At 72.5% G+C, this 20,753-nt stretch carries 17 protein-coding genes; all 17 read right to left on the bottom strand.

Annotated features, from left to right (window positions below; translation table 11 throughout):
• Nucleotides 1-1,176, bottom strand: a complete 1,176-nt coding sequence (locus H596_RS0106020; RefSeq protein ID WP_027284121.1) for an isovaleryl-CoA dehydrogenase — start codon at nt 1,174-1,176, stop codon at nt 1-3.
• A 52-nt stretch (nt 1,177-1,228) separates the two neighbouring features.
• The gene (locus H596_RS0106015; RefSeq protein ID WP_027284120.1) at nt 1,229-1,978 is read right to left on the bottom strand and encodes a glycerophosphodiester phosphodiesterase; all 750 of its coding nucleotides are present in this window, start codon (nt 1,976-1,978) and stop codon (nt 1,229-1,231) included.
• 32 nt (nt 1,979-2,010) lie between these two features.
• Entirely contained in the window at nt 2,011-4,278 is a 2,268-nt protein-coding gene (locus tag H596_RS22785) for an O-linked N-acetylglucosamine transferase, SPINDLY family protein (RefSeq protein ID WP_051212462.1), read from the bottom strand.
• Nucleotide 4,279: 1 nt separating this feature from the next.
• The gene (locus H596_RS22780) at nt 4,280-5,722 is read right to left on the bottom strand and encodes a methyltransferase domain-containing protein (protein ID WP_051212460.1); all 1,443 of its coding nucleotides are present in this window, start codon (nt 5,720-5,722) and stop codon (nt 4,280-4,282) included.
• A 13-nt stretch (nt 5,723-5,735) separates the two neighbouring features.
• A complete protein-coding gene (locus H596_RS20320; protein WP_051212459.1) occupies nt 5,736-6,074 on the bottom strand; it encodes a flagellar biosynthesis regulator FlaF in 339 nt (112 codons plus the stop codon).
• 170 nt (nt 6,075-6,244) lie between these two features.
• Nucleotides 6,245-7,150, bottom strand: a complete 906-nt coding sequence (locus tag H596_RS0105995; protein WP_027284119.1) for a flagellin N-terminal helical domain-containing protein — start codon at nt 7,148-7,150, stop codon at nt 6,245-6,247.
• A 94-nt stretch (nt 7,151-7,244) separates the two neighbouring features.
• Nucleotides 7,245-7,832, bottom strand: a complete 588-nt coding sequence (locus H596_RS20315; RefSeq protein WP_051212458.1) for a hypothetical protein — start codon at nt 7,830-7,832, stop codon at nt 7,245-7,247.
• Nucleotides 7,833-7,912: 80 nt separating this feature from the next.
• Nucleotides 7,913-9,631: a dihydroxy-acid dehydratase gene (gene ilvD / locus H596_RS0105985; RefSeq protein WP_027284118.1), complete on the bottom strand. Its 1,719-nt coding sequence runs from the start codon at nt 9,629-9,631 to the stop codon at nt 7,913-7,915.
• 22 nt (nt 9,632-9,653) lie between these two features.
• On the bottom strand, nt 9,654-12,344 hold the full coding sequence (locus H596_RS0105980) for a valine--tRNA ligase (RefSeq protein ID WP_027284117.1): 2,691 nt from the start codon (nt 12,342-12,344) through the stop codon (nt 9,654-9,656).
• Between the two features lie 57 nt (nt 12,345-12,401).
• Nucleotides 12,402-12,887, bottom strand: coding sequence for a DUF2497 domain-containing protein (locus H596_RS0105975; protein WP_037300218.1), 486 nt, complete (start codon nt 12,885-12,887; stop codon nt 12,402-12,404).
• Nucleotides 12,888-12,889: 2 nt separating this feature from the next.
• Nucleotides 12,890-14,326 (bottom strand): TolC family outer membrane protein, encoded by a 1,437-nt coding sequence (locus H596_RS20310; protein WP_245583959.1) that lies wholly within the window; start codon nt 14,324-14,326, stop codon nt 12,890-12,892.
• Nucleotides 14,327-14,391: 65 nt separating this feature from the next.
• On the bottom strand, nt 14,392-14,655 hold the full coding sequence (locus tag H596_RS0105965; RefSeq protein ID WP_027284115.1) for a DUF1467 family protein: 264 nt from the start codon (nt 14,653-14,655) through the stop codon (nt 14,392-14,394).
• A 6-nt stretch (nt 14,656-14,661) separates the two neighbouring features.
• Nucleotides 14,662-16,296: a ribonuclease J gene (locus tag H596_RS0105960; protein ID WP_027284114.1), complete on the bottom strand. Its 1,635-nt coding sequence runs from the start codon at nt 16,294-16,296 to the stop codon at nt 14,662-14,664.
• 14 nt (nt 16,297-16,310) lie between these two features.
• Nucleotides 16,311-17,105, bottom strand: a complete 795-nt coding sequence (locus tag H596_RS0105955; protein ID WP_027284113.1) for a type III pantothenate kinase — start codon at nt 17,103-17,105, stop codon at nt 16,311-16,313.
• Nucleotides 17,106-17,816 (bottom strand): biotin--[acetyl-CoA-carboxylase] ligase, encoded by a 711-nt coding sequence (locus H596_RS0105950; RefSeq protein ID WP_027284112.1) that lies wholly within the window; start codon nt 17,814-17,816, stop codon nt 17,106-17,108.
• Nucleotides 17,813-19,234 (bottom strand): NADH-quinone oxidoreductase subunit NuoN, encoded by a 1,422-nt coding sequence (gene nuoN / locus H596_RS0105945; RefSeq protein ID WP_027284111.1) that lies wholly within the window; start codon nt 19,232-19,234, stop codon nt 17,813-17,815. The genes H596_RS0105950 and nuoN overlap by 4 nt, the downstream gene beginning before the upstream one ends.
• Nucleotides 19,235-19,238: 4 nt before the next feature.
• Nucleotides 19,239-20,753 carry an NADH-quinone oxidoreductase subunit M gene (locus H596_RS0105940; RefSeq protein ID WP_027284110.1) on the bottom strand — a complete coding sequence of 505 codons (1,515 nt, stop codon included), beginning with the start codon at nt 20,751-20,753 and terminating at the stop codon, nt 19,239-19,241.

The raw sequence follows: 20,753 nt of genomic DNA, 5'->3' as shown, positions 1-20,753 counted from the left end.
TCACGCCGTCTCGCGGAAGAGTTCGCGCCCGATCAGCAGCCGGCGGATTTCGCTCGTGCCCGCGCCGATCTCGTAGAGCTTGGCGTCGCGCAGCAGCCGGCCCGTCGGGTAGTCGTTGATGTAGCCGTTGCCGCCCAGGATCTGGATGGCGTCCAGCGCCGCCCTGGTGGCTTCCTCGGCGGCGAAGAGGATGGCGCCGGCCGCGTCCTTGCGCGTCGTCTTGCCCGCGTCGCAGGCGCGCGCCACGGCATAGACATAGGCGCGCGCGGCATTCAGCCGCGTGTACATGTCCGCGACCTTGCCCTGGATGAACTGGAACTCGCCGATCGGCTGGCCGAACTGCCTGCGCTCGTGGATGTAGGGCACCACCACGTCGAGGCAGGCCTGCATGATGCCCAAGGGCCCGGCGGCCAGCACCGCGCGCTCGTAGTCGAGGCCCGACATGAGCACGCGCACACCGCCATTGACCTCGCCCAGCACATTCTCCTCCGGCACCTCGCACTCCTCGAAGACGAGCTCCGAGGTGGGCGAGCCGCGCATGCCGAGCTTGTCGAGCTTCTGCGCGGGGGTGAACCCCTTGAAGCCCCGCTCGACGATGAAGGCGGTGATGCCCTTGGGCCCCGCCTCCGGCGCGGTCTTGGCGTAGACGATGATCGTCTCGGCGTAGTGCGCGTTGGTGATCCAGAGCTTGGTGCCGTTCAGCACATAGCGGTCGCCGCGCTTCTCGGCGCGCAGCTTCATGCTCACCACGTCGCTGCCCGCGCCCGGCTCGCTCATCGCCAGCGCGCCCAGATGCGCGCCGCTGATGAGCGGGGGCAGGTAGCGCGCCTTCTGCCCCGGCGTGCCGTTGCGCTCGATCTGGTTCACGCAGAGGTTGGAGTGCGCCCCATAGGAGAGGCCGACGCTGGCGCTGGCGCGGCTCACCTCCTCCATGGCCACGCAATGCGCGAGGTAGCCCATGGCGGAGCCCCCGCGCTCCTCGGCCACCGTGATCCCGTGCAGGCCGAGCGCGCCGAGTTCGGGCCAGAGATGGCGGGGGAACTCGTCCGTGCGGTCGATTTCGGCCGCGAGCGGGGCGATGCGCGCCTCGGCGAAGTTGCGCACCGTCTCGCGCAGCGCGTCGATCTCGGGGCCCAGGCCGAAGTCGAGCAGGGGCAGCGGGTTATTGCCGGGCATCGGGTTCCTCCCGCCCCGAGGCTAGCCGAAAGCAGAGCGGGCCGGAACGCCCTCAGCCGGGCCCGCTCTCGCGCAGGCGCAGGGCGAGGGGCGGGTCGTCAGTCGCCATGGCGTCCACGCCGAGCCGCAGGGCGCGGGCGATGCTCGGGGCATGGTTGGCCGCCCAGACGGAGAGGCGCAGACCCGCCGCGCGCAGCGCGTCCCGCAGGGCTTCGCTCGCCTGGGCCTCGTGCACGCCGAGTTCGGTCGCGCCGCAGGCCCGGCATTGGGCGATCAGATCCTGCGGGCGCATGCCGCGCAGTCGCCGGCCATCGGCCAGCCAGACAAGCTGATCGAAGCCCCCTGCTGCCGCCGCCTCGGCGACGGTGGCGGGTTCGAAGCTCATCAGCACGGTGCGGGCGCGCCAGCCGGCCGCGTCGAGCACGGCGAGGCTGCGCGCGACCAGGCCCGGATAAGGCGCGCCCGAGGCGTCGGCCTTGATCTCCAGCCGCAGCACCCGGCCCGCGGCGGCGACGAGGCCCAGCGCCTCGCTCAGATGCGGCACGGGCTCGCCTCCCGTTCCGCGCACCCGCAGCCGCGAGAGCGCCTCCCAGGAGAGGGCGCGCACCGGGCCCTGGCCGTCGGTCATGCGATCGAGCGTGGCGTCGTGCATCACCACTGGCTCGCCATCGGCGCTGGCGTGGATGTCGATCTCCACCTGCTCGGCCGGCAGGGAGAGGGCGCCGCGGATGGCCGCGAGGCTGTTCTCCGGCCAGAGGAAGGCGCCGCCGCGGTGGCTGGCGATGGCGGTGCGGTGCGTCATGCCCGCTTGGTGCGCGCGGCGCGGCCCCTCGGTCAAGCCGGGCCGTCGCGCCCTTCCCAGGCCTGGCGCAGCACGGCCGCGAGATTGGACCCGAAGCGCGGCCCGTCGCAGAGCGGCGAGGCGGCCACGCGCGCGCGCATGCCCGCGCGCAGCGCCGCCAGCGCCGGGATGTCGCTGGCGCGCCGGATCGCCTCGGCCACATACTCCTCCTCGGAGAACACAGCCCAGTCCGCGAGGCCCACGTTGGAGAGGTGCGAGAAGGCGTGCCGCCCGGCGAAGGAGCTGCCCACCAGCGTCAGCACCGGCACGCCCATCCAGAGCGATTCGCAGACGGTGAGCCCGCCCGTGTAGGGGAAGGGATCGAGGGAGATGTCGATCTCGCCATAGGCGGCGAGGAGCTGGTCATGCGGCACCGCCCCGTGCATCTCCACCCGCGCGAGGTCGAGCCCCGCGGCGCGCGCCCGCGCGGTGAAGCCCTCGCGCGTCGGGCCGTCACCCAGCGCATGGGTGCGCAGCACGAGCCGGGCTTCGGGCAGCGCCCGCAGGATGCGCGCCCAGACCGCGAGCACGCGCGGCGTGACCTTGGCGAGGTTGTTGTAGCAGCCGAAGGTGACCGCGCCGGAGAAGCCGGCCGGCGTGGGGGCGACCGGCGGCGCGGCCGGCGGCGGGGCGTAGCACACATAGCCATCGGGCATGCGCAGCAGCCGCTCCGTGTAGAAGGGCTCGAAGCCCTCCGGCGTCTCCCAGCGGTCGGTGAGCATCCAGTCGATGTTGGGCGTGCCGGTGGTGGAGGCCTGGGAGCCCACCCACTTGATCTGCACCGGCGCGGCGCGATGGCGCAGCAGCCGCACCCGCCCTCCCTGCCCGTGCCCGCCGAGCTCGATGAGGATGTCGAGCTGCGCCGCGCGCAGCCGCTCCAGCAGCACGGCATCGGGCGTGCCGGGCTCGATCAGGTGCCAGGCATCGGCGCGGGCGCGGAAGCGGGCGGCGATGTCGCCCGGCCGGTCCCCCAGGCTGAAGACGTCAACCTCGAAGGCGTCGCGCGGCAGGTTCTCGATGCCGGCGACGGTGAGCCAGCCCACCGGATGCTTGCCGAAATGGGCCGAGAGCAGGCCGAGCCGCAACGGCCCCTCCGCCCGCGGCGGCGGCGCGGTGTAGGGCAGCAGACCCTCCGAAAGGCGTTGGTGAAGGGCGCGCGCGCGGCCGGCCAGCGCCTCGGCGCGGCCCGCCTCCGGGTGATACGGCCCGACACTGGTGAGGCCGAGCAGCAGCGCGTTCTCGCCGCCTGCGGCCTCCGCCTCCTCCATCGCCTCCTCCTGCAGCCCCTGGGAGACGAGCACGAGGGCCAGCGTGGCGCGGGTGCGCTCATCGGGGCCGAAGTCGCGCAGCGCGGCGCGCAGCGCCTCGGCCGCTTCGGAGAGCCGGTGCAGCCGCCAGAGCTGCTCTCCCCGGCCGACCCGCAGGCCGGGTTCATCCGGCGCGAGGGCGAGGGCGCGTTCGAAGGCGTCGAGGGCGGCGGCATGGTCGCGGTGGCGCGCCAGCGACTGGGCGAGGCCGGCCAGGATATCGGGATCCTCGGGGGCGAGGGCCTCGGCGGCCCTCCAGGCCGAGAGCGCCGCCCCCCCGCGCCCCTCCGCCTCGCACAGCGCGGCGAGGCCGGCGGCGCGCGCGGCGCAGAGCGGGTGGGCGCGCGCTTCCTCCTCGGCGCGCGCGCGGGCCTCCTCGACGCCGTGCCGCGCCCGCAGCGCCTCCGCCCAGACGGCCCCGAGACGCCCCGCGGGGCCACCCACGCGCAGCGGCAGCGCGAGCTCCTCAAGCGCCTTTGCGGCCTGCCCCGACTGGACGAGGGCGCGTGCGAGCGCAAGGCGCATGCCCGCATCCTGCGGCGCGTGCAGCAGCGCCTCGCGCAGCAGCGAGACAGCCTCTTCGGGCCGGGCGAGGCTGCGCGCCACCTCGGCAAGCCCGGCGAGCGAGGCGACATGGCCCGGAGCCCGCGCCAGCGCGCCGCGATAGAAGCTTTCGGCGGCCAGCGGATCGCCGCGCAGATGCCGCAGCCGCGCGAGCCGGAAACAGGGTTCCGGGTGCTGGGGCGCGGCCTGTGCGGCGGCCAGCAGCGGCGCCTCGGCCTCCGCCAGGTGGCCGGCATCCATCAGCGCCATGCCGAGGTTGAGCTGCACCGCCGCATCCCCCGGCGAGGCGGCGGCCAGCGCGCGCAGCGTGGGCAGGGCCCGGGCGGGGCGGCCCGCCGCCATCTCGGCCAGCGCGGCGGCCAGCGCCTCGCGGCTGGGCAGCCCGTCCATCTCAGCCCTCCGACGTCGCGCAGACAACGTGGCCCTGCACCGGGTTCTCGCCCTCCCAGCGGATCGGTTCGGAGCGGAACTCGCGCGGGGCGAGGCCGGCGCTGCGCAGCGCCTCCCGCAAATAGGCCTCGCCATGCGCGTAGCGGCCGGTGCGGGCCAGCACCCAGCGCGCCTCGGGGGCCGCGGCCTCCACGCTGAGCAGCAGCAGCCCGCCGGGCGCGAGGCGCGCGCGAAGCGCGGGCAGAACGCCGTCCAGATCGCCGAAATAGCAGAGCACATCGGCCAGCAGGATCACGTCGTAGAGGCCCTGCTCCTCGCGCAGCGCGGCCTCGATGTCGCGGCAGTCGAGCCGCGTGTAGACGCCCTTGGCCCGCGCCTCCTCGATCATGCGCGGCGACATGTCCACGCCGACGAGAGCATCGCCCAGCAGGTCGTGCAGGGTGGCGCCCATCAGCCCGGTGCCGCAGCCCAGATCGAGCACGGGGCCGAGCTTCGCCCGCCCCGCCGCGACCTCGGGCCGCGCGCGCTCGACCATGCGCAGCATCATCCCGGGCACGCGATAGCCGAGCGCGAAGAGGGAGGCCTCGAAGCGGCTCGCATAGCCGTCGAACACGTCGGCGACGTAGCGGCTGTCGGCCCGGGCGGGCGGGGGCTCGCCGCCGAGCGCGGCGACCAGGTGGCGCAGGTAGCCGCTGGCCGGATCGAGGCGCAGCGCCTCGGCATAGGCGTCAAGCGCGGCCGCGTGCTGGCCCAGGCGCTGGCGCGCCTGCCCGAGCACGGAGAGCAGCGGCGCATCGCCGGGGCAGCGGGCCACGGCGGCCTCCGCGATGGCGGCCGCGCGCTCGGGCTCCCCGGCGGCCAGCGCGTTCTGTGCGCGCAGCGCCGCGATCCCGGGCGCCTGCGGGGCCATCGCCTCGGCCAGCGCGAAGACCTCCTCCGCCGCGGCATAGCGGCCGGCGCGCAGGAAGGCGAAGGCGAGCAGGGCCGCCCGCTGCGCGGAGTGCGGCTCGGCCGAGAAGGCCTGATGCAGCAGCAGCAGCGCCTCGTCGTGCCGGCCGGCCTCCGAAAGGCAGATGCCGAGCAAGGACTTGGATTCGATGTCGGAGGGATCGGCCATCACGGCCGCGGCGGCGTCGTCCAGCCCGGCGAGGTGCTGGCCGAGCGCGCGGCGGATGCGCGCCCGGGCGCGCAGCCATGCAGGATCGGCCCCGGCGGCGCTCACCGCGCGGTCGGCCGCGTCCAGCGCCTCGGGCAGCTTGCCGCTGGCCTCCAACGCCTCGGCGAGCAGCCCATGGGCGAGGGCCGGCGCATCAGGGACGGCGGCGGCGCGGCGGAAAAGCTCGACGGATTCCGCGGCACGGCCCTGTTGCAGCAGCGTCGTGCCCCGCTCCATCAGCCGCGCCAGCGCGGCGACGGGGGCGGTTTCGGCAGCGGAAGCCAGCATCGGGAGGTTCTCCTCAGCTCCAGAGGGCCGCGGCCATCTGTTCGTTGATCTCGATCAGGAAGGCGGCGTCGGGCGCCTCGGCCTCGCATTCGCGCAGCACGACGCGCGCCAGACCGGCGATCTGGGCGCGCAGGGGCGCGGGAAGCTGGTTGGCGGGATCGAGCACGCAGCTCAGCACCGCGTCCCAGAGGCGGCGGGTGTCGGCGATGGCGCGCGCCTGCGCGATGCTGCCTGGCTGGTCCATCGTCTCGCGCAGGCCGCGCACGACGCGGCTGAACACCTCGGCCTCCATCTGCTTGGGCGTGAGGTGGCGGCGGTAGCGGCTGGCGCCGGCGCTCGTGGCGAGTGACATGGATCAGCGGGCCTCCGGAAGAAAGCCCAGCGCGGCGCGCCATCCGCGCGGCGAGCTCGCGGTGGGCGGGAAAGCGGCGCGCGGCGAGCCGGCAGGTGCGGCGAGCGCGGCGGCGGAAAGAGGGAAAGGCGGCATCCTGCCAGCCCTCCTTTCTGTTGGTCAGGAACGCATCAGCGGAACAGCGAGAGCAGCGCCTGCGGCGCCTGGTTCGCGATGCTGAGCGCCTGGGTGCCGAGCTGCTGGCGGATCTGCAGCGACTGCAGCCGCGCCGACTCCTTGGCCAGGTCCGCGTCGATCAGCGCGCCCATGCCCGCCTCCTGCGCGTCCATCTTCGCCTTGTTGAAGTTGATCTGGCTGTCCACGTAGCGGCTGTAGCTGCCGAGGTTGTTCAGCGCCGTCAGCGTGGTGTTGATCGCCTGGTTCACCGCGCCGCCCGTGGTCAGCGCCGCAGCGAAGCTGCTGATCGCCGCGAGAAGCGTGGTGCCGGAGGCAACGCCGCTCGTCGTCATGCCGAGGTTGGTCAGCCCCGTGAAGCCGGCCTGCCCGTTGATCCCGGCGGTGGCGATCTTCGCGAAGGCGTAGGTCGCGCCCTCCCCGTTGCGGACGGTGCGGATCTGGCCCAGCGTCGTGCCCGTGTCGCCCGCGGTTGCGGTCGTGTTGAGCATGGACTGGCCGTTGTAGGTGGTGTCGGAGATGAAGTTGGCGATCTGCGCGAACTGCTCCTTCAGGGCCGCCATGTACTGCTGACGCTGGCCCGGAGTGATGTTCGAGTCCGCCAGCTTCACCACCGTGGCCTTCACGCTCTGCAGCGCCTTCGAGATGTTCTCGAGGCCGGTGCGGGTCGTGTCGAGCAGGCCCTTCACGCCGCCAAGCTGCTGGTTGGCCGAGGCCGTGGCCGCGAGGTCGCCGCGGATGCGCTCCGCCACCGCGAAGGCGGCGCCGTCGTCGCGCGCGTCCGCCACGCGGAAGCCGGTCGAAATCCGCTTCTGCGTCGCCGCCATTTCCTCGTTGGTGCGGTTCAGCGACTGAAGCGCCACCATGGCGCCGATGTTGGTGTTGACCGAGTTGAGGGACATCGGTGTTTTTCCTTTGCCGATCAGGCTCGCGGATTGCGGGCCGGGGCGATCATCGCCGGCGGCGGGTTAAGGAAGGGTTGCGCGGCGCGCGGCGTCATCGCGGATCGCGCCCGAAGGCCTCCGGCGATGGCGGCGGCGCGCCGGGCCGGCGCTGCAGCAGCACGAGACTGGCCGCCGTCGCGGCCAGCTCCGCATGGTCGAGCAGAACGCGGTAGGCGTTGCGGCCCCAGAAATCATGCACCGCGACGAAGCCGCCCGGCGCGACGCGCGCCAGCGCGGCCAGCGCGCAGGCCACGCGGAAGCGCCCGTCCACCAGCACGAGGCCGGGCTCGGTGCAGAGATCCCAGGGCGCGTTCCAGTAGAGATGCCCGTCCGCATGTCGGCGCGGGTCGGCCGGATAGCCCCAGGCCCCGACCGGGCCGAGATCGGCGTGCAGCGGGAACCAGCGCCCTGAATCCCGGGCGGTGCGGCAGAGGGGATGCGCGCCGAGCCGCGCGAGCCAGGCGGAGTCGCTCTCCACGGAGACGAGCGGCCCCTCCACCGCCTCGAGAAGCAGGATGGTGCTGCCGCCCGCGCCGAACTCGACCGCCGAAGCGGCGCGCGAAGCGGCTTCCCGCAGCAGGCGGATTTCGGCGGGGGTCATGGCGGGCGCGAGCGCCTCCGCCACGGCGGGTTCAGTCATCGTCCGGCATCCTGTCGGGCGTTGTCGCGCGCAGGATGCCGAAGCGAGGTTAACGCCCGGTCAACGCCGGGCGCGCCGCATCAGATATCGGCGTAGGTGTGCGTCTCCGCCTTCGCGCCCGGATGCGTCACCGCGCCATAGCGGGCGGGGCCCACGGTCTGCGCGTATTTCCAGAGCGCGCCGGAGTTGAAGTCGTGCCCGCGCGGCGTCCACTCCGCCCGGCGCTTCGCGAGTTCCTCCTCGCTCAGCAGCACGTCGATCGTGCCCTTCTCGGCGTCTATCACGATGCGGTCGCCGTTCTTCAGCAGCCCGATGGGCCCGCCCACCGCGGCCTCCGGCCCCACATGGCCGATGCAGAAGCCGCGCGTGGCGCCCGAGAAGCGGCCATCGGTGATCAGCGCCACCTTGTCGCCCATGCCCTGGCCGTAGATCGCGCTGGTGGTGGAGAGCATCTCGCGCATGCCGGGCCCGCCCTTGGGCCCCTCGTAGCGGATCACGATCACGTCGCCGGGCTTGTAGGCGCGCGCCTCCACGGCGGCGAAGGCGTCCTCCTCGCAGTCGAAGCACAGCGCCGTGCCCTCGAAGCGCAGGTTCTGCATGCCTGCGATCTTCACGATCGCGCCATCGGGGGCGAGGTTGCCGAACAGGCTCACCACGCCGCCGATCTTCGAGATGGGTTTGGAGACGGGGCGCACCACGTCCTGGTTGGTGGGGAACACCACGTCCTTGTGGTTCTCCGCGAGCGTCTTGCCCGTCACGGTCAGGCAGTCACCGTGCAGCAGCCCGCCCTCCAGCAGCGACTTGATGATCACGGGCACGCCGCCGATGCGGTGCACGTCCATCGCCACATAGCGCCCGCCGGGCTTGAGGTCGGCGATGTGGGGCGTGTCGCGCATCAGCCGCGCCACCTCTTCCAGCGGGAAGTCGATGCCCGCTTCGTGCGCGATGGCGGGCAGGTGCAGCGCCGCATTGGTCGAGCCGCCCGTCGCGCCCACGATGCGCGCCGCATTCTCCAGCGCCTTCCGGGTCACGATGTCGCGCGGGCGGATGTTGGCGCGCAGCAGCTCCACCACCGCCCGGCCGGAGCGGTAGGCGTAGGCGTCGCGCTCCTCGTCCGGCGCGGGCGCGCCGGCCGAATAGGGCAGCGCGAGGCCGATCACCTCGCTGATGCAGGCCATGGTGTTGGCGGTGAACTGCCCGCCGCAGGCGCCGGCGCCGGGGCAGGCGTGCTGCTCCAGCTCCTCCAGCTCCGCATCGCTCATCCGGCCCGCGGCGTGGGTGCCCACCGCCTCGAACACGTCCAGCACCGTCACGTCCTTGCCGCGGAACTTCCCGGGCATGATCGAGCCGCCATACATGAACACGGAGGGCACGTTCAGGCGCAGCATCACCATCATCACGCCCGGCAGCGACTTGTCGCAGCCCGCGAGCCCCACCAGCGCGTCGTAGCAGTGGCCGCGCATGGTCAGCTCGATGGAATCCGCGATCACCTCGCGCGAGACGAGGGAGGATTTCATCCCCTGATGGCCCATGGCGATGCCGTCGGTCACCGTGATGGTGGTGAACTCGCGCGGCGCCGCGCCGGCCTCCTTCACGCCGCGCTTGGCGGCCTGCGCCTGGCGGCTGAGGGCGATGTTGCAGGGCGCGGCCTCGTTCCAGCAGGAGACGACGCCGACCAGCGGCGAGGCGATCTCCTCCTTCGTCATGCCCATCGCGTAGTAGTAGCTGCGGTGCGGCGCGCGCTCCGGCCCCACGCTCACATGGCGGCTCGGCAGCCTGGACTTGTCCCACTGGGTCATCGGCGTTTCCTTCGAGGCTGGTTCAGTTGGCGATGCGCGTGAGCGCGGCGTCGAGGCGGGCGATCTCGGCCGCGGCATCCTGCAGCCGTTCCTCGGTCTCGGCCACCACGGCCTCCTCGGCCTTGGCCCGGAAGCCGGGGTTGGCGAGCTTGGCTTCGAGCTTGGCGCGCTCGGCCTCCGCGCGCGCGCGCTCCTTTCCGAGGCGCGCGCGCTCGGCGGCGAGGTCCACCACGCCCGCGAGCGGCAGGAACAGCTCCGCCCCCATCGCGGCGCAGAAGGCGCCGGGGCCCGCGCCCTCGGCGGCGGCGGCCACGAACTCCGGCTCGGCGACGCGCGCGAGGCGCATGATCTGCGGCGCGAAGGCGCGGATGCCCTGCGTCTGCGCCCCGCTCACGCGCAGCGGCAGCACGGCCGATGCGGGCACGTTCAGCGTGGAGCGCGCCGAGCGGATGGCGCTGATCGCCTCGATGGCCTGGTCCACCAGCGCGGCGCCGGCCTCCGCGGCGGCCTCGCGCCCCTCCGGATAGGGAGTCGTGGTCAGCGCCACCGCATCCCCGTAGCCCAGCTTCTCCCACAGCTCCGCCGTGACGAAGGGCATCACCGGATGCAGCAGGCGCAGCGCGAGGCCCAGCACATGCTGCGCCACCCCCCGCACCTCCTCCTTCTCCGGCCCGTCGGGCCCGTTCAGCACGGGCTTGGCGAACTCGATGAACCAGTCGCAATAGGTGTTCCAGAGGAAGGCGTAGAGGCCGGAGGCGTAGTCGTCGAAGCGGAAGGCCTCGAGCGAGCGGTTCGCCTCGAAGGCCGCCGCATCCGCCTTCTCCAGCAGCCAGCGCGCGAGCATGCCCTTGGCGTCCGCGGGCTTCCAGGCCGGATCGGGGCGCACCCCGTTCATCTCGAGGAAGCGCGCCGCGTTCCACAGCTTGGTGGCGAAGGCGCGGTAGCCTTCCATCCGCTGCTTCGAGAGCTTGATGTCCCGCCCCGGCGAAGCCAGCGCGCAGAGCGTGAAGCGCACCGCATCCGCGCCATAGGCGTCGATCAGCTCCAGGGGGTCCATCACGTTCCCCTTGGACTTGGACATCTTCTGCCCGCGCTCGTCGCGCACCAGCCCGTGGATGACGACGTGTCGGAACGGAACCTCGCCCATGAAGTGCAGGCCCATCATCATCATCCGGGCCACCCAGAAGAAGATGATGTCGAAGCCCGTGACCAGCACATCCGTGGGGTAGTGCTTCGCGAGTTCCGGCGTGCGCTCGGGCCAGCCGAGGGTGGAGAAGGGCCAGAGCGCGGAGCTGAACCAGGTGTCCAGCACGTCCTCGTCGCGGCGCAGCGCCACCTCCCGCCCGTAATGGGCGCGGGCGGCGGCCTCCGCCTCCTGCTGCGTGCGCTCGACGAAGATGTGCCCGTCGGGGCCGTACCAGGCGGGGATCTGGTGGCCCCACCAGAGCTGGCGCGAGATGCACCAGGGCTGGATGTCGCGCATCCAGGCGAAGAAGGTGTTCTCCCACTGCTTGGGCACGAAGACGGTGCGGCCCGTCTCCACCGCCTCGATGGCGGGCCTGGCCAGCGTCGCCGCGTCGCAATACCACTGCCAGGTCAGGCGCGGCTCGAGCGGCACGCCGCCGCGGTCGCCATGCGGAACCTGGTGGGTGTGCGGCTCGGCCTTCTCCAGAAGGCCCAGCGCCTCCAGCTTCTCGAGGATCGCCTTGCGCGCGGCGAAGCGCTCCTGCCCGGCCAGCGCGCGCACGAAGTCGGGCTCCGCCACGCCCGGAATCTCCGCCAGCTCGCCCGCGATCTCCTCGAGGCAGATGCGCGCCTCGGGGTCGAGGACGTTCGGCATGGGCAGGCCATGGCGGCGGCCCACCTCGAAGTCGTTGAAATCGTGCGCGGGGGTGATCTTCACCGCGCCCGTGCCCTTCTCGGGGTCGGAGTAGGCGTCGGCGATGATGGGAATGCGCCGGCCCGTCAGCGGCAGGATGGCGAACCGGCCGACCAGGTCGGCGAAGCGCGGATCATCGGGGTGCACGGCCACGGCCGTGTCGCCCAGCATCGTCTCGGGCCGCGTGGTGGCGACCTGGATGAAGCGGCCCGGCGCGCCCTCGATGGGGTAACGCAGCGTCCAGAGCGTGCCCTTCACCTCGCGGCTTTCCACCTCGAGGTCGGAGATGGCGGTGAGCAGCTTGGGGTCCCAGTTCACCAGCCGGCGGTCGCGATAGATCAGCCCCTGCTTGTGCAGCGTGACGAAGACCTCGATGACGGCGCGCGAGAGCCCCTCATCCATGGTGAAGCGCTCGCGCGGCCAGTCGAGCGAGGCGCCGAGGCGGCGAAGCTGCCGGGTGATGGCGCCGCCGCTCTCCGCCTTCCATTCCCAGACGCGCCTGAGGAAGGCCTCGCGCCCCATGGCGCGGCGCTCCTGGCCCTGGGCGGCAAGCAGCCGCTCCACCACCATCTGCGTCGCGATGCCCGCGTGGTCGGTCCCGGGCATCCAGAGCGCATCGCGCCCCTGCATGCGGCGCCAGCGCACCAGCACATCCTGCAGCGTGTTGTTCAGCGCATGGCCGATGTGCAGGCTGCCCGTGACGTTGGGCGGCGGGATGACGATGGTGAAGGGCGCGGCGGGGCGGGCGGGATCGGCGGAGAAGACGCCGGCGGCCTCGGCGGCGGCGTAGAGCCGCGCCTCCATCGCCGCGGGGTCGAAGGCCTTGTCGAGCATGGCGCAGAGGTCCACTGCGCGCCGCGCCCCGTCAAGGGGGCGCGGGCGCGGGGCGGCTCAGCGCGCCTGCGCCATCACGCGCTCGATCTCGGCGCGGACCAGCCGTTCCACCATCGGGGCGAGATTCTCGTCGAGCCACTGCTTGAGCATGGGGCGCAGCTCCTCGCGCACCATCTCCTCGAGGGTGATGCCCGGGGTGCGCGCGATGGGCGTCGCGCGCTCCTGCCCCACGGCGCGGGAGAGTTCGCCCAGCGCGGCGGCCGCGGCGGCCGCGGCGGCAGGCGCGACGAGGCTGGGGGCGGCCGGGGCCGCGAGGGGCGCGGGCATGGGGGCAGGCATGGGCGCGGGCTCCGGCGCGACAGCGGCCGTGACGGGCGGCGGGGCGATCATCATCTCGGAGGTCAGCACGAGGGGCTCCTCCGCCTCCGGCGCGGCGGGCGGCGGCGCGGCAGAGGGGGGCGGATCGTCCTCGTTCAGGATCTTGCGGATGGAGGCGAGGATGTCGTCCATCGAGGGGTCGCTCGCGGGGGGCGTGCCGCTCATGGTCAGCGCCCCTCGGCCGCGGCGGGGCGCAGGGCGACGCCGGAGAGGTCGCCCACCCCCGCCCACCGGTTGCGCACCGCGTTGTAGTAGGCCGTCATGTCATAGACCTCCACGGGCAGGCCGAGATCCTGCGCGGTGAGCCGCCCCACCGTCCCGGCCAGCGCGTAGGAGGCCGTAATCACCGTTGCGATCGCGTTGACGAGGCTGGTGCGCGCGTTCAGCAGCTCCTGCTCGGCGTTCAGCACGTCGAGGGTGGTGCGGCTGCCCACGATGGCCTCGCGCTGCACGCCGTCCAGCGCGATCTCGGCGGCGCGGATCTGGGCGCGCACGCTCTCCACCGCGGCGCGGGCGCTGCGCAGGTTCTCCCACGCGGCGGCGGCCTGCTGGGCGGCGGTGCGGCGCGCCTCGTCCACCGCTGCGAGCTGCTGCTGCGCCACCTGGCGCGCCTGGCGCACCTGCGAGTGTTCCGCCCCGCCCTGATAGATCGGCACGGAGAGGTTGATGGTGGCCTGCCCCGCCGTCTGCCGGGTATTGCGGCCGAGCTGGTTGTCCTGCCGGAAGGCCTGGGCCGAGGCGCTGAGTTGCGGCATCAGCGCGGCCATCTGCACGTCGATGTTGTCCCGCGCCGCCGCGGCGGCGAACAGCGCCGCCACCACCGTCGGGTTGCTGGTGGAGGCCATCTGCTGGGCCTCGGCGGCGCTGCGCACGGGGGTGCGCAGCGGCTGCGGCGTGGCGAGCCGGCCCGGCGGTTCGCCGATCACGCGCTGGAACACCGCGCGCGCCACCTGCAGATTGCCCTCCGCCTGCACCCGCGCCGTGCCCGCGCCCGCGAGGCGGCTTTCCGCCTGCGCCACGTCGGTGCGGGTGATCTCGCCCACCCGGAACCGCTCGTTGGTGGCCTGGAGCTGGCGGCGCAGCACCTGCTCGTTGTTGGTGTTGAGCCGCACCAGCTCGGCGTTCTGGATCACGCCCACATAGGCGGAGACGGCGTCCGCCAGCACCTGCTGCTCGGTGGCGAGAAGCCGCGCCCGCTGCGCCAGCACGGCGTTCTCCGCCTGGCGCGTCTGCGCCGCGGTGCGCCCGCCGCGGAAGATCGGCTGGGTGATGATGGCCGTGACGTTGGCCGGCGAGCGCTGCGTGTTGGTGGCCGTATCGAAGCCGGTGTTCGTGCGCGTGTTCCGCGCATCGATCACGCCATAGGAGCCGGTGATGGTCACCGTGGGGCGCCAGCCCGAGAGCGCCTGGGGCACCCCCTCGTCGGTGGCGCGGAGCTGCGCCCGCGCCGCGAGCAGCGTGGGGTTGTTGCTGTAGGCGCGGGCCAGCGCCTCCTGCAGCGTCTGCCCCGAAGCCCCGCCCAGCGGCGCCAGCGCCACAAGGGCGCCGAACATCCATTTCGCCGGGGCGGCGGCCCGCCCCTTCCGCTCGATCCATGCGCGCATAGGTGGGAAGCTAGCCGGATTTCGCGTTGCGGGAAACCGCCGGATCGCCTCCCCCGACGGGCGGGTCAGCGGTCGGGGATGGCCAGCCACTCGTCGCGGAAGCTGACCACGCCGCTCTCCACGAAGGCGTAGATCCCCGCCCAGATCACCACCGAGATGGCGGTGGTCCAGAGCAGCTTGCGCCCGAGCATGGGCCGGGTGGGGGCGCCGCGCCAGCCGCCGGCCTCGATGTCGCCCTGCGGGTCGGGCCTGACACCCACCGGCAGCACGCAGAACAGCACCGTCCACCACACCAGGGCGAAGACGACGAGGGAGAGGAACCAGTTCACGACACCTCACACGCGCAGCAGATGCACCTCGACATTGGGGCGCTTGCGCAGCCGCCGCCCCACCGCCTTGCGCAGCACGCCCCGGGCCGCCTCGGCCAGCGCCTCGTCCTCGCGGCGCAGCCCTTTTGGCAGTTCGTTCACGCCGCGGGCCAGCTCATCGGCGAGCTGCTGCGGCTCCGGCCCCTCCGCCTCGAAGAGCCCGGGGGCGGAGACTCGCGGGCGGCCGAGCACCCTCCCCTCCCCGTCCACCGCGAGCGAGGCCACGACGATGCCGTTGAACAGCATGCGCTTGCGCGCCCCGATCAGCCCGCCCTGCAGCGGCAGGAGCCGGTTGCCGTCCACCGCCAGGCGGCCCGTGGGCACGCTGCCCTCCACCCCGGGTTCCTGCCCGCTGAGGCGCACCACGTCGCCATCCTCCACCAGGATGGGCCGCGCGCCCCATTCGCGCGCCAGGGCGGCATGTTCCGAGAGGTGCCGCCACTCGCCATGCACGGGGATGGCGAAGCGCGGCCGCACCAGTTCGTAGAGGCGCTTCAGCTCGTCCCGCGCCGGATGGCCGGAGACGTGCACGGCATGGTCCTCCGCCGTCATCACCCGGCAGCCGCGGCGCGAGAGCTCGTCCTGCAGGCGCAGGATGGCGCGCTCGTTGCCCGGGATCATGCGCGAGGAGAAGATCACCGTATCGCCCCGGCCGAGCGAGATGTTGGGATGGGTGTCGGCGGCGATCTTCGCCAGCGCGCTGCGCTCCTCGCCCTGGCTGCCGGTGCAGATGAGCAGCAGGTTGTCGTCGGGGATGAAGCCCGCCTCCTCCTCGCTCACGAAATCGGGCACGGCCTCGAGGTAGCCGCATTCGCGCGCCGCCTGCACCGCGTTGCGCAGGCTGCGGCCGAACAGCGCCACCTCCCGCCCCGCCGCCATGCCGGCGAGCGCGATGCTCTCCACCCGCGCGAGGTTGGTGGCGAAGCAGGTGACGGCGACGCGCCCCTTGAGGCCGCGAATCAGCGCGGCGAGGTTGCGCCGCACCTCGCCCTCGCTGCCCGAATGGCCCTCCACCAGCGCGTTGGTGCTGTCGCAGACCATGGCGAGCACCCCCTCCTCGCCCAGCCGGGCGAAGGCGGCCTCATCCGTCGGCGGGCCGATCAGCGGGTGCGGGTCGAGCTTCCAGTCGCCCGTGTGCAGCACCGTGCCGTGACGGGTGCGCAGCACCAGCGCGCTCGCCTCTGGCACGGAATGGGTGACGTGCAGGAACTCGATCTCGAAGGGGCCGAGCGCGCGGCGGGTGCGGCGCGGCAGGGTGATGAGCTCCACCTCCTGGGAGAGCCCGGCCTCGGCCAGCTTGCGCCGCAGCACCGCCGAGACGAAGGGCCCCGCGATCACAGGGCAGCGCAGCGCGGGCCAGAGATGCGCGACCGCCCCCACATGGTCCTCATGGGCGTGGGTGATGACGAGCGCCTCCAGCGCGTCCCGCCGCTCCGCCAGCCAGGCGGGATCGGGCACCATGATCTCGACGGCCGGATTCTCGGGCCCGCCGAAGCCGATGCCGCAATCCACGGCCAGCAGGCGCCCGTCGCAGCGATAGACGTTGAGGTTCATCCCGATCTCCCCGGCGCCGCCGAGGGGGATGAAGGCGAGGTCGTTCATGTCGGGGGGTGAGGTCACGTTGCGTCCCTGCCCGAGATGGGAACGGGGTTGCGCGCTGCCAACAGGCGCAGCCCCTCCAGCGTGATGTCGGGGTCCACGCGCTCGATCACGCTCGTTCCCTCGGCGAGCAGCGGGGCGAGGCCGCCGGTGGCCACCACCTTCATGCCCGGCATCTCCGCCTCGGCGCGGATGCGGCCGACGATGCCCTCGATCAGCCCGACATAGCCCCAGAAGATGCCCGACTGCATCGCCGAGACCGTGTCGCGGCCAATGGCGGCCTGCGGCCGGCCGATGCCGATGCGCGGCAGCCGCGCCGCCGCCTTGTGCAGCGCCTCGATGGAGAGGTTGATGCCCGGCGCGATCACGCCCCCCTGGTAGTTCCCCTCCCTGTCCACCACGTCGAAGGTGGTGGCGGTGCCGAAGTCGATGACGACGAGCGGCCCCCCGTAATGGTGGTGTGCGGCGAGCGCGTTCAGCAGACGGTCCGCCCCCACCTCCTGCGGGCGCTCGACCATGATGGCGAAGCCCCAGTCGAGCGTGGAGCGCGCCACGAGCGGCTCCACGTCGAACCAGTCCCGGCAGAGGCGGCGCAGGTTGTAGAGCGCGGCCGGCACCACGGTGCCGATCACCGCGCGCGAGATTTCGGCCGGGCGCAGCCCCGCGTGCTGCATGAGCGCGAGCAGCCACACCGCATACTCGTCGCTGGTGCGCTGCGCCTCGGTGGCGATGCGCCAGCGCCCGCGCCACTCCCGCCCGTCATGCACGGCGAAGACGACATTGGTGTTGCCCGCATCCACCGCGAGAAGCATTCAATTCCCCTCCAGCTCGCCCGCGTGCAGCTCGAGGACGCGCCCGTCGAGTTCGAGGCGCAGCGCCCCGTCCTCGGCCAGCCCTTGGTAGCGCCCCTCGATCCGCCTGTCGCCCCGGCGGAGGGCGACCGGCGCGCCGGGCGCCGGGCCGGCCGCCATCCAGGCCGCGCGCACGGGCGCGAAGCCCTCGGCCGCGTGGCGGTCGAGCCAGGCGCCGAGGCAGGACAGGAACCGCCATGCGAAACGCTCCGGCGGCTCGGCCCCCAGGGCGGCGGTCGCGCGGTCGGGCAGCGGCGGCGCCGTGGCGAGATTGACGCCGACGCCGAGCACGAGGTGCCGCACCCCGCCCGCCGCGTCCAACGCCGCCTCGGCCAGTATGCCGGCCACCTTCGCCTCGCCCAGCATCAGGTCATTGGGCCATTTGAGGCGCACGGGCGCGCGCGGACGGGCGGCTTCGTGCAGCGCCACGGCGGCGAGGAGGGCGAGTTGCGGCAGGGCGCGGGCCGGGACGGCAGGCCGCAGCAGCACCGAGAGATGCAGGTTGCCCGCGGGCGAGCGCCAGGCGCGCCCCTCGCGCCCGCGTCCCGCGCTCTGCCGCCGCGCGAGCAGAGCCAGCCCCGCCGCCTCGCCCGCCTCGGCGCGCGCGGCCACGAGGGTCTGGCTGCTCGGAACCTCCTCGGCGATCTCGATCCGCCAGGGCGGCGCGCTCACCCGATCAGCGCCGCCACCGCCTTGCGCGCGGCCGCGAGCAGCGGCGCGGGCAGCAGGAAGAAGAAGAGGGTGAAAGCGCCCGTGCCCGCCAGCACCAGCGAGACGCCCATGGGCCGCGGCGCGAAGCCGGGCAGCGGCGCGTCGAAATACATCACCTTCACGATGCGCAGGTAGTAGTAGGCCGAGACGACGGAGGAGAGCACCGCCACCACGGCGAGAATCCAGAATCCCTGCTCCACCGCCGGCAGCAGCACGTAGAGCTTGGCGAAGAAGCCCGCGAGCGGCGGGATGCCGGCCATGGAGAACATGAAGACGGCCATGGCCAGCGCCATGGCCGGATCGGTGCGGCCGAGCCCTGCGAGATCCGCCACGCCCTCCACCGCACGGCCCTCGCGCCGCATCGCCACCAGCACGGCGAAGGCGCCGAGGTTCATGAACAGGTAGATGGCCATGTACACGAGCACGCCGCGCAGCCCGCTCTCGCCGCCCACGGCGAGGCCCATCAGCACGAAGCCGATGTGCCCGATGGAGGAATAGGCCATCAGCCGCTTGATGTTCGCCTGCCCGATGGCGGCCAGCGCGCCCAGCACCATGGAGCCGAGCGAGGCGAGCACGACCACCTGCTGCCACTGTCCGTGGATCTCGCCGAAGGGGCCGGCCAGCACCCGCACCATGAGCGCGACCGCCGCCACCTTGGGCGCGGTGGCGAAGAAGGCGGTGACGGGGGTGGGCGCGCCCTCGTACACATCGGGCGTCCACATGTGGAAGGGAACGGCGGCCACCTTGAAGGCCAGCGCGGCGATGACGAAGACGATCCCCACCACCACGCCGGCCGAGACCTCCTGCGGGGAGGAGAGCGCATCGGCCAGCCGGTCGAAATTCGTGGTGCCGGCGAAGCCATACACCAGCGAGGCGCCGTAGAGCAGAAGGCCGGAGGCGAGCGCGCCCAGGACGAAGTATTTCAGCCCCGCCTCGGCGCTGCGCGCGTTGTCGCGCGCGAAGGCGGCGATGACGTAGAGCGGCAGCGACAGCAGTTCGAGCCCGAGATAGAGGCTCATCAGGTCGTTCGCCGAGATCATCACCAGCATGCCGAGCGTGGCGAAGAGCACCAGCACCGGAAACTCGAAGCGCGCCAGCCCCTCGGCCCGGTTCCAGTCGAGGGCGAGCACGAGTCCGAGCGCCGCCCCCGCCAGCGCGAGCAGCTTCATGAAGGCGGAGTAGGCGTCCGCCACATACTGGCCGCCGAAGGCGGTCCCCTCGCCCTGGGCCAGCACCAGCACGCCCGCCAGCACGAAGGCGCCCAGCACCAGCATGGTGCAGGGGAAGGTCATGTCGCGACGCGGCAGCACGCCGGCCACGAGGATGCCGAGGCCGGCCACCGCCAGCACGATCTCCGGGAGGGCGAGGGTCCAGTTCATCGTCTCACAGCCCCGCGAAGCGCGATCCGGCCGAGATCGCGGCCTGATGCTGCTGCACCAGCTCCGCCACCGTCGCCGAGAAGAAGGAGAGGAAGGATTGCGGATGCACGCCCATCCACAAGGTGAGAAGGATCAGCGGGGCGAAGACCGCATGCTCGCGCGGGCTGAGGTCGAGCAGTCCCTTCAGCGAGTCCCGCGTGACGCGCCCGAAGGCCACGCGCCGGTAGAGCAGCAGCATGTAGGCCGCGCCCAGGATCATGCCCAGCGCCGCACCGAAAGCGACCCAGGGATTCACCGCCCAGGCGCCCAGGATGACCAGGAACTCGCCCGGGAAGCCCGCAGTCCCGGGCAGGGCCACCGAGGCCATGGTGAAGAGCATGAACACCAGCGCATAGGCGGGCATGATCTTCGCGATGCCGCCGTAGCGCGCGATCTCGCGCGTGTGCTCGCGGTCGTAGAGCACGCCCACGCAGAGGAAGAGCGCGCCCGAGACCACGCCGTGCGAGAGCATGGTGAACAGCGCGCCCTCGATGCCCTGCTGGTTGAAGCTGAAGATGCCGAGCGTCACGATCCCCATGTGGGCCACCGAGGAGTAGGCGATCAGCTTCTTCATGTCCTCCTGCGCCAGCGCCACGAGGCTGGTGTAGACCACCGCCACGATGGAGAGCGCGTAGATCATCGGCGCGAAATACTGCGAGGCCTCGGGCAGCAGTGGCAGGCTGAAGCGCAGGAAGCCATAGGCGCCCATCTTCAGCAGCACGCCCGCGAGGATCACCGAGCCAGCCGTCGGCGCCTCCACATGCGCGTCCGGAAGCCAGGTGTGCACCGGCCACATGGGCACCTTCACCGCGAAGGAGGCGAAGAAGGCCAGGAACAGCCAGAGCTGCATGGCGAAGGGGATGTCGAACTCGTAGAGCTCGGGAATGCTCGTCGTGCCGGCCTGGTACCACAGCACGATGACGGCCAGCAGCATCAGCACCGAGCCGAGCAGCGTGTAGAGGAAGAACTTGTAGGCCGCATAGACCCGCCGCGCCCCGCCCCAGACGCCGATGATAAGGAACATCGGGATCAGCACGGCCTCGAAGAAGATGTAGAACAGCACGAGGTCCAGCGCGCAGAACATGCCGACCATCATCGTCTCGAGGACGAGGAAGGCGATCATGTACTCCCGCACGCGGGACTGGACGGCCTCCCAGGAGGCGAGGATGCACAGCGGCGTCAGCGCGGTGGAGAGCAGCACGAAGAGCACCGAGACGCCGTCCACGCCCATGATGTAGGCGATGCCGAACTCCGGCAGCCAGGAGGCCTGCTCGATGAACTGGAACTCCGGGCTCGACTTGTCGAAGCGCGCCCAGAGCACGAGCGAGAGGGCGAAGGTGATCAGGCTCGTCCAGAGCGCGGTCCAGCGCGCGTTGGAGGCCACCACCGCCTCCTCTCCGCGCACGGAGAGGATGACGAGCACCCCCACCAGCGGCAGGAAGGTGATGAGCGAGAGGATCGGGAAGCCCGCGGCGTTCAT

Origin of the sequence: Rubritepida flocculans DSM 14296 (assembly GCF_000425365.1) — a bacterium.
GTDB classification, from domain to species: domain Bacteria; phylum Pseudomonadota; class Alphaproteobacteria; order Acetobacterales; family Acetobacteraceae; genus Roseococcus; species Roseococcus flocculans.
Note: the sequence above shows the minus strand (reverse complement) of the source record. Positions and strands in the feature narration are given on the sequence as shown.